Here is a 6,675-nt window from a genome sequence, read left to right on the forward strand (position 1 = left end):
GTGCTGGTTGTGTTGGCCGGGGTTACACCGACTGCCATGGTGCAAAGGGCCGTGGACAAGTTGACCCGGGCCGAGGCCAACCTGATGGGTGCCGTGTTTAACGATCGCCTTAACCCCGGGCTTGCCAGCGAGATCTTGCGTGAGCTCAACCGGCTGCCGAACAACCGGCTGACCGAGTGGCTCAAGCGTTGGTGCCGGCGCAGCGCCCTGCTCAATTTCAGGATCTGAGGGAGTGCCTATGGAAGAGTGGTTGCGATCTGCCCCAGCTACCCTGCAGTCGGTGCGCGAACTGCGCGGCCGCTTGGCACAGGGGTTGGCGCTGTTTCAGGTCCCCTCCCAGGATCAGGCCAACTGGCTGCTCTGTTTCAGCGAGTTGGCCACCAATGTCGTGCGGTATGCAGAGCCGCCGGCTCACCACCTCTGGCTCACTTTGCAACAGGATGAATCTGGATTAAGTCTTCTGCTTGACGACGATGGTGGCCCCCAGCCTAACCTCGTAGCGACACAACTACCGGACGAACTGCAGGAGGGGGGGTATGGTCTGGCTCTGGTATACCGGCTGTTTGATGAGGTGAGCTTTAGCCACCAAGGCAATCGTAATCGCGTGATGTTGCGGGCCCGTGGCTGTGCCAGGCAGGAGCCCGTGGTGGCGGTGATCGACGACGACAAGGTGATGCGCACCTTGCTGACCGGGTATCTTCACGGTCAATATCGGGTCGAAAGCTATGCCGATCCTCTCGCAGCCCTTCAGGCGCTAGGGCGTCAGCCCCCGGCGCTGGTGCTCTCCGACATCGAGATGGAGGGTATCGACGGCTTTGGCCTGCGTCAGCAGTTGATGAAGGACCCCAAAATGCGCGGTGTGCCCTTTATCTTCCTGACCGGTCATCAGGATCAATGGACCCAGAGCAGGGCCGGCGCGCTCGGAATAGATGATTTTTTGATCAAGCCCATCACCAAGCAGGCACTGTTGCTGGCTGTCTCCCGGGTGTTGCAACGCTCGGTCCAGCTCAAGTCTCAGTGGGGGGATCAGCTGGATCAGCGGATGACCTCGGCCCTGCGTCCCTTGTTGCCTGCCAGTCGTATCCATGGTTATCAGCTGGCATTACAGACCCGAGCTGCCGCTGTGGGCGGGGGGGATTTTCTGCTGGTCAGGGAGCGGGTGCTCTGGCTTGGGGATGTGATGGGGCACGATGCTGAGGCCAAGTTCTTCGCCCACGCCTATGCTGGCTATTTGCGCGGTCTGCTGACGGCCCAAAGCGAGCAGTGCTCACCCGCCCGGCTGTTGACAACGCTCTCCACTGCCGTCCATAGCGATCCGTTGCTTGGGGCGACCCTGCTCACCACCCTCTGCATTGAACTCGGTGAAGAGGGATGGGTCCGCTGGGCCAGTGCGGGACACCCGGCGCCCTGGCTAATAGGAACGGATGGGATGCATCAGCTTGGGGTCACCGGGCCATTGCCCGGCCTGCGACCGGATCCCCATTTCGACACCTGCGAGCACCGGCTTCTTCCGGGGGAACGTTTGTTGTTCTGGACCGACGGGTTGCTGGAGAGCCGCAATGCTGTCGAGCGCCAGCAGTGGGAGGCGCAGTTGCAGCAAATCTGCCTTAGCCACGAACCCAACCTGGATCGGTTGACTCAGCGTATCGCCAACTGGTTTGACGACAGAGCTGACAGTGCACCGGATGACATGACCCTGCTACTGATTGCCTGTCCCTCCCCCTGATCCTGTTCTCTCCCAGCCCGGCTGGCCCGCTCTATGCAACAACCTGCTGGATGTGGCTTGGGGCCACAAAAGGAGGACACATATGTTGCCAACACAGCAGGTTTGGCTTGCCATTGATGCCCGTCAGGTCGGCGGGATCGAGGTTCACATCACACACCTCGCCAGCGATCTGCTGGCAAGGGGACTGGGGGTCACCATAGTGCTGGTAGCCGACCACGGTATGACCCCTTTTATCGCGTTGCTCAGGCGGGCTGGGTTGCCATACAGGGTGTGCCGCAACAGCCGGGATTTCATGCGGCAGCTGGCTTGCCAGCCTGGATCCGTTCTGCTTCATACCCACGGTTACAAGGCCGGAGTGCTCGGTCGGCTCACCGCCTGGTGTAGTGGCAAGCAGGTCGTTTCTACTTTTCACAGTGGTGATGAAGGGGAGGGCTGGCTGAAGTTCTACAGTTGGCTGGATCGTATCACCGCGCGTTTTGCGAAGTGTATTGCAGTCAGTGAGCCAATTGCTCGCAGATTGCCTGTGCCAAGTACGGTGATCAGCAACTTTGTGCCCATGCCGACGACTCCGGCATCGGTTGCAGGTAACCGGGTGGCGTTTGTCGGCCGCCTCTCCCCGGAAAAGGGACCAGAAGCGTTCTGTCAGTTGGCCGCCTTTTGCCCGGACGGGGAGTTTCATCTTTACGGGGATGGCCCCATGAAGGGCCCCCTGTGGCGGCAGTATGGCGATCGCGTGCAGCTTCATGGCTTTCAAACCATGGCCAGTGAGTGGCATAACATAGACCTGCTCTGTATTACCTCCCGTTTTGAAGGATTGCCTTTGGTTGCCCTTGAGGCGATGGCCCATGGCATCCCTGTCTGTACCTTTGCGGTGGGCGGCTTGGTTAACCTGATTGATCACAAATCAAATGGTTGGCTGGTAGAGCCCGGCCATGTTCGTGACATGGCGGAGCTGGTCAACTACTGGCTGCGCAGCGATGAGACGGCTCGTAGCAGAATGAGTCAGGCGGCCCGCAGAACCATTGCCAGGGGTTACAGCGTGAACCACAGAGTGACCGATATTCTGGCCGTCTACAGTGCCTGAAGAACGGGTGTGATACCCGGTAAAACGGGTGGTGTTGGCCATAATGCCAGTCAGTTAAGAGAATGTGAGTCTCAACCTGAGAGGGATAAGGGCCAAAGAGTGAGGGAGGCATGATGCCTCCCTCTTTTTATTGGAAACCCGTCAGGGCTGGGGGGTCAGCCAAGTGGACTCTTTCACCCTGGCGCGGCTCCTGTTATTCAACATTTTAAATACTCAGTCACAATCAGAGCCGCCAACAACACAGCTCAACCAAGTGCAGGCAGATAAGGGCACACGCCTGCGTCTGCAAGCGAGATGGGTATCCAGCGTCGCCCGAAACGCAGACACAGCTTGCCAAAACCGGCGAGCCACCATGAGTTCGCGCGATGATCCAGAGTGACGATCCCATCGCGCATTGCGCATTGCTATCGATGCCTCTCTGGCAATGGGAGCCTTGATCCCCCGTCGCCTCCGTTAACCACAGCAACGGCGAACGTCATATCCCTTGTCTGCGGGTCGCTTGTCAGGCCGACATCGTGGCCAGCTATGTGGGGCTTGGCATCGTTCGAAGCAGCACAGATTTGTTAGCGGCGCGACATGCTTACCTGGCGGGCATTTTGGCTTTTACCACTCGTTTTTATGTGATGGGGCATGGTTCCTTGCTATCGGCCGGCCCTGATACCGCTCGTTGCTCAAGGTGACATGAGCACCTGCCATATGGATGGGTAGCCACATGACGGCGTTCAAGCCGTCGCTTCGTGCACGACCACGTCGGATACCTCATAAAAAAGGCCATTGCAGGGGCAATGGCCTGAGGCTGTTGTTGAGGCGGGTGGCGGGATTAGCGCCCCTTCTTGCCAGCCATGATGGCGATCGTCTTGCCGATGATATGCACATCTTGCACCAGCCAGCGCCAGGGATGGAGCAGCGCGACCGAGTAGGCAAGGTCGAACGCGAGCTTGCTGCGCACATCATCCAGCGACTCGTCATAACCCTGATTGACCTGAGCCAAACCTGTGATGCCGGGAGCCACCTCATAGGTGCGTTCGATAAAGAAAGGCACTGCCTCTTCCAGCCGGTTAGCGATCCCGGGCCGCTCCGGACGGGGACCTATCAGAGACATGTCACCCTTGAGTACGTTGATAAACTGCGGCAGTTCATCGAGCCGGGTTTTGCGCAGAAAGTCACCGCTACGGGTGATCCGGCTGTCCCCTTTGCCACACCAGACCGGCCCCGTGGCCGCTTCGGCGTCGGCGCGCATGGTGCGAAACTTGATCATGAAAAACAGTTCGGTATGGCTTTCGTGGCTGCGTCCGATCCGCAACTGGCGAAAGAACACCGGACCCGGGCTATCCAGCCGGATAGCCAGCATGATCAAGGGCCACAGCGGCAGCGTTAACAGCAGGCCTAGACTGGCACCCATCAGATCCATGATGCGTTTGATCACCAGTGTTGCTGTTGGAATTGGGTGTTTCATGCTGCTCTCTCCTGTGTGGTGGGGTGTACCAGCATCCTCAGGCCGTAGCGCAGGGTGCCGATGCCGTTGTACCAATGTCCGAGTACCAGATAGTGGATCTTGCGAAGCAGAGTGGGCCAGCTGTACAGGGGGGTCAGATGGATTAACGTGACCAGCAGATACCCCAGCAGTTGCAGCACCAGCAGCGCCTGAAACAGCATGGATTGCGTTGCCAGCGGAATCGCACACAGCCACAGCAGTGTCAGGCACAGGGGCATCAGTACCCGTAGTCCCTTGCCACTGGCAAAGTTGAATGCGACCCAGCCAAATCTGGGGTGCAGCAGAGGCAGCAGGCGTAGCAGCTGCTGTGTGTTGCCAGCACCGATACGCTGGCGCCGTTGGGCTTCCAGCAGGGCATCGGATACCTCGAGCTCCAGGGCTGAGCAGCGATTGTCATAGACCGCCTTGTATCCCTTGGCGATGGCCATCATCGGCAACATGAAGTCATCGTTGATGGTATCTGCGGCCAGCGGGGTGAGGCACTCCCGACGCATCATGTAAAATGCCCCGTGGGCGCCCAGCATGCTGCCAAGGGCTGATTCGCACAGCTTGATCTGGCTCTGGTAGTGCCAGTAGCTCTCTTCCCCTTGGGAACCGGGCTGCCAGAAGCGATAAGCCTCGCCCACTACCCCGATCTCTGGGTCCTGAAAATGGGCGACCGCCAACAGCAGGCTGTCTATGGGGAGTAGGGCAGAGACATCGGTGAGGGCCACAAGATCGCTTTCAATATGGGTCATTGCCTCGTTGAGCACCGCCACCTTGCCGCGATTGCAGGGGTGGTCGAACAGACGGATGTGCAACTGCTGCAGTGCAGGATCGCCTAACTGGCAGAGGGCTATGGGGTAGCTCTCATCACTGCAGCCATCAAAATGCAGATGGATGGAGAGTTTGTTGGCCGGATAGTCGAGACTGGCAAGATTCTGCAACTTGGCCGCCAGGGTCGCCGCCTCGTTGTAGATGGGCATCACCAGGGTAATGGTCGGCAGCGCGGCGTCGCTGGCCTCGGCCTTGAAGCCACGTTGCACCGGGAGCGGGGGGGTGACTCGCCCACCTGCGCGCTTGCCAACATATTTCAGCAGCAGGGGGTAGCCGACATGGTGGTAGACCACCAAGGCTGCACATAGCCAGAACAGGATCATTATCCACACCATGGGATACTCCTTTGTCGAAGGTTACCGTCAGTTCAACGGACGTACAGCGCTTGATAGGCATGAGCCATCTGGCTCAAACTGCCTTGCTCGCAGACAAATGCTCTGGTGGCTGCGCGCAGGCCACAAGACTTGAGCAACCCTTGTGCCAGAAGTTGAGCCAGTCGGATGGGATCGCGCTCTTCTAGCAACTGGCCGCTCGCTGGACAGACGATATCTGCCGCCGCGCCCACCGCACTCATGACCACGGGGACGCCACAGGCCTGGGCCTCCAGCACGCACAGGGGCATCCCCTCTGCCAGCGAGGGGAGGCAGAAGAGATCCAGCCCCTGGTAGAAGCGGGGCATCTGCTCGACCAGACCGAGAAAGTGGACCCGATGGGCGATCCCCAGCTGTTGGCACTGCTGCTGCAATGCATTTTGCAAACTGCCCACCCCGGCCAGTGCAAGATGCACCTCATCGGGCAGTGTGGCCATGGCGTCCAGCAGCAGGGCGTGGCCCTTGACGGTTTCGAGGCGGGCGGCGCAGCCGATGAGCCGGACGCCGAGCGGCAAGCCCAGGGTCTGGCGAGCCAGCTCGCTGGCGCCGGGCGTAAAACGCCGCTCATCGATGCCGTTGGGGATCACCAATGGGGTCAGCTTGCCAAGCCTTGCCTGCAACTGATTGGCGACCGGGATGGCGTCGGCCACCAGGATAGGCCGGAAGGCATGCAGCCCCAGGCCTGCGAGCCTGCGTTGACGAGGATCGTCCAGATACCAGGCGTCATGTTCGGTATGCACCAGAGTCGGCACCCGGGCCAGCCGGGTGGCGAGTCCGCCATAGAGCAGAGGGCCCAGATGATGGGTGTGTACCGCTGACGGGCGCAGCTTGCGCAACAGACGGATGAGACGATAGAGGGTGGCGGGCGACCAGCCGGCTGGCTTGTCCAGGCAGTGGATCCCCTCGGCAAAGGGACGCAGGGCTGGCCAGGCTGCCAGCAGCGTGTCTTTTGTGCCCTCCAGTGAGATGATGTGCATGGGCTGGTGGCACTCGTTGGCCTGGCTGAGGTTGAGCACCATGGTTTCCAGTCCCCCGGGTTGCAGGTGCTGGACGATTTGCACGATGGCGGACTGTGAGGATACTGAAGGGGTTGGTGAAGTGAGCATTTGCATGGTGTTCTCCTGTCCTGAATGGAGCACGCCTTCGCCCCGTAGCGGTGACTATGCGAATCCTGTACCAACAC

General features: G+C 59.8%; 5 protein-coding genes and 1 pseudogene. 3 read left to right on the plus strand and 3 right to left on the minus strand.

Features of this window, described 5'->3' with window-relative positions:
- From AAC083_RS07085 to AAC083_RS07095, 3 genes and pseudogenes are all read left to right on the plus strand, one after another.
- Positions 1-228 (plus strand): annotated as a pseudogene (locus tag AAC083_RS07085) (capsular biosynthesis protein); the annotation flags it as partial.
- Positions 229-238: 10 nt separating this feature from the next.
- Positions 239-1,726: a SpoIIE family protein phosphatase gene (locus AAC083_RS07090; protein ID WP_108536184.1), complete on the plus strand. Its 1,488-nt coding sequence runs from the start codon at positions 239-241 to the stop codon at positions 1,724-1,726.
- 82 nt (positions 1,727-1,808) lie between these two features.
- Positions 1,809-2,810 (plus strand): glycosyltransferase family 4 protein, encoded by a 1,002-nt coding sequence (locus AAC083_RS07095; RefSeq protein WP_108536185.1) that lies wholly within the window; start codon positions 1,809-1,811, stop codon positions 2,808-2,810.
- Positions 2,811-3,630: 820 nt separating this feature from the next.
- On the opposite strand, the gene AAC083_RS07100 is transcribed toward AAC083_RS07095, so the two are convergent.
- The 3 genes from AAC083_RS07100 to AAC083_RS07110 are packed head-to-tail and all read right to left on the minus strand — an operon-like array spanning position 3,631 to position 6,604.
- On the minus strand, positions 3,631-4,266 hold the full coding sequence (locus AAC083_RS07100; RefSeq protein ID WP_108536186.1) for a sugar transferase: 636 nt from the start codon (positions 4,264-4,266) through the stop codon (positions 3,631-3,633).
- Positions 4,263-5,456, minus strand: coding sequence for a glycosyltransferase family 2 protein (locus AAC083_RS07105; RefSeq protein WP_108536187.1), 1,194 nt, complete (start codon positions 5,454-5,456; stop codon positions 4,263-4,265). Before AAC083_RS07105 ends, AAC083_RS07100 begins: the two co-directional genes overlap by 4 nt.
- A 32-nt stretch (positions 5,457-5,488) precedes the next feature.
- Positions 5,489-6,604: a glycosyltransferase gene (locus AAC083_RS07110; RefSeq protein ID WP_258224625.1), complete on the minus strand. Its 1,116-nt coding sequence runs from the start codon at positions 6,602-6,604 to the stop codon at positions 5,489-5,491.
- Between the last annotated feature and the right edge of the window lie 71 nt (positions 6,605-6,675).

The organism is Aeromonas sp. HMWF014 (assembly GCF_963878295.1).
Lineage (GTDB): Bacteria > Pseudomonadota > Gammaproteobacteria > Enterobacterales > Aeromonadaceae > Aeromonas > Aeromonas popoffii.

Coding starts and splice junctions, on each gene's coding strand:
- AAC083_RS07090 (WP_108536184.1), top strand. CDS start 239: ATGGAAGAGTGGTTGCGATCTGCCCCAGCTACCCTGCAGTCGGTGCGC.
- AAC083_RS07100 (WP_108536186.1), bottom strand. CDS start 4,266: ATGAAACACCCAATTCCAACAGCAACACTGGTGATCAAACGCATCATG.
- AAC083_RS07095 (WP_108536185.1), top strand. CDS start 1,809: ATGTTGCCAACACAGCAGGTTTGGCTTGCCATTGATGCCCGTCAGGTC.
- AAC083_RS07105 (WP_108536187.1), bottom strand. CDS start 5,456: ATGGTGTGGATAATGATCCTGTTCTGGCTATGTGCAGCCTTGGTGGTC.
- AAC083_RS07110 (WP_258224625.1), bottom strand. CDS start 6,604: ATGCAAATGCTCACTTCACCAACCCCTTCAGTATCCTCACAGTCCGCC.